Here is a 1,896-nt window from a genome sequence, read left to right on the forward strand (position 1 = left end):
GCCCGGAACGCCGCCAGCGCCGCCCGCGTCGACGGCCCCGCACCCGGCACCGGCGGATCCTGCGCCGCCATCCGCGACAGGAACGTCACCGCGTCCACGGCACCGCCACCGTCCACCAGACACCGCGCCACGAGCAGCGTCAACGCGGTGTCGTCCGAGGTCGCCCCGGCCGCCCACCGGTCACTGGCCCGAGGCGTCTCGATCACCTCGTCACCGTCCCGCGTCGGCGGACGCCCCTCGTACGGCACCCCCAACGCGTCCCCACAGGCGTACGCCGTCAGCGCCCCCGCCACCCGCCGCACCGCCACCCCATCCACGACACTCGACACACCCGCAGCCTAGGCGCACCGAACGAGGGGAGTGGTCGACTACTGAGCGTGACCGGAGCGGGCGAGGCGGAATCCCACGTCGTCGATCGCGTAGCTGGGGTGGCTGCGCCGCCGCACCGACGCCCGGCAACTCCACTTCTCGTCGAACCAGCCGCCGCCCCGCAACACCCGGTAGGTGCCGTAGACCTCGGGGTCGTACACGTCCCAGCACCAGTCCCAGACGTTGCCCAACATGTCGTACAGACCCCAGGCGTTGGGCCGCCTACCGCCCACGTCGCGCAGCCGCTCACCGGAGTTGCCGCGATACCAGGCGATCTCGTCCAACGGCCCGTAGCGAGGACCAGCGGTGCCGGCCCGGCAGGCATGCTCCCACTCGGCCTCGGTGGGCAGCCGGTACCCGTCGGCCCCGGTGTCCCACTCGACGTCCTCACCGTCGACCCGGTACGCCGGCCGCAGCCCGTCGGCCTCGGACAGGGCGTTGCAGAACCGCACCGTGTCCCACCAGGACACCGTCTCCATCGGACGACGGCGCTCGTCGGTCGCACAGGGGACACCGACGACCGCGGCGTACCGGGCCCGGGTCACCGGATACGCGGCGAGGCGGTACGGCCCGACGTCGACCGGCCAGCTGCGCTGCGTACGCCGGTCCGTCAGCACCACACGTCCCGCCGGAACGTTCACCATCACGCTGTCGGAGTCCACGAGGAGCAGATGCTACCGATCCAGGCCCACCATCGGTCCTTCCGGCCGGTCAGCCTACGTTCGATAATTGACATTATGTAAAGCTGACGTTCCGACGCGCTCCCCGAGAGGGGGCACCACCACAGCCCGGGATGCAAGGAAGGGTCCCCTGCCATACACCAGGCGTTAGCAAGGGACCCTTCCTTACATCCCGGCGCGGTGCGGTTCGTCGACGATCATTCAGCCGGCGGTGCACGCCGACCGGTCGGTGCCGGTCGCTCGCAGCCGACACCGACCGGCACGTCCGGGCGGCCCCGCCCCTATCGCGCGCGCCACGTCGCCGCCGCCTGGGAACCCGTCAATCCAGGCGCAGCCGAGGAACCAGCCCCCGTGGCGCCCTTTCCGACGCCCGGCACGGCTCGCGCCGGAAACCGCCCCCGCTCCCCTGGGTCGACCATGAACCCGAAAATCATGCATAATATCCCTTATGCATGACAAAAGGGATGAAGCGGTCCAGGTGCTGATCGAGGAGTTCCTGACGTCGCGGGCGACGCGCAAGCCCTCCCCGCACACGCAGGCGGCGTACCGGCGGGATCTGGTCGCGGTGGCCGCGCTCGCGGCGGAGCTGGCCACCCCTCCCCTCCCCCTCGACGCCCTGTCGATCGAGGCGCTCTCCCCCAGGCTGATGCGGGCGGCGTTCGCCCGCTTCGCCGCCGACCGGGCCGCCGCCTCGGTCGGTCGTGCCTGGTCGACCTGGAACGGCTTCTTCTCGTTCCTGGTGGCCGAGCAGGTGGTGGCCGGCAATCCGATGCCGGCCGTGGGTCGGCCCCGGGCGCCGCTGCCGGTGCCGAAGCCGCTGCGGGGTGAGGACACTCCCGAGCGGCTG

3 protein-coding genes are annotated in these 1,896 nt (G+C 71.7%); 1 reads left to right on the plus strand and 2 read right to left on the minus strand.

Annotation, left to right across the window (positions count from 1 at the left end; genetic code table 11):
* Together EYA84_RS31330 and EYA84_RS31335 are read right to left on the minus strand one after the other, a co-directional pair.
* Positions 1-329, minus strand: a 329-nt coding sequence (locus EYA84_RS31330) for an ADP-ribosylglycohydrolase family protein (protein ID WP_201272544.1), incomplete at its 3' end; no start/stop codon positions are given.
* A 39-nt stretch (positions 330-368) separates the two neighbouring features.
* Positions 369-1,013, minus strand: coding sequence for a formylglycine-generating enzyme family protein (locus EYA84_RS31335; RefSeq protein WP_131057793.1), 645 nt, complete (start codon positions 1,011-1,013; stop codon positions 369-371).
* A 484-nt stretch (positions 1,014-1,497) separates the two neighbouring features.
* On the opposite strand from EYA84_RS31335, the gene EYA84_RS31340 reads away from it, so the two are divergent.
* Positions 1,498-1,896, plus strand: a 399-nt coding sequence (locus tag EYA84_RS31340) for a site-specific integrase (RefSeq protein WP_161595082.1), incomplete at its 3' end; no start/stop codon positions are given.

This window comes from Verrucosispora sp. SN26_14.1, assembly GCF_004307965.1.
In the GTDB taxonomy this organism is placed as follows: domain Bacteria; phylum Actinomycetota; class Actinomycetes; order Mycobacteriales; family Micromonosporaceae; genus Micromonospora.

What these genes read in the sequence shown, in the direction of transcription:
- EYA84_RS31335 (WP_131057793.1), bottom strand. Translation starts at nt 1,013, where the DNA reads ATGGTGAACGTTCCGGCGGGACGTGTGGTGCTGACGGACCGGCGTACG.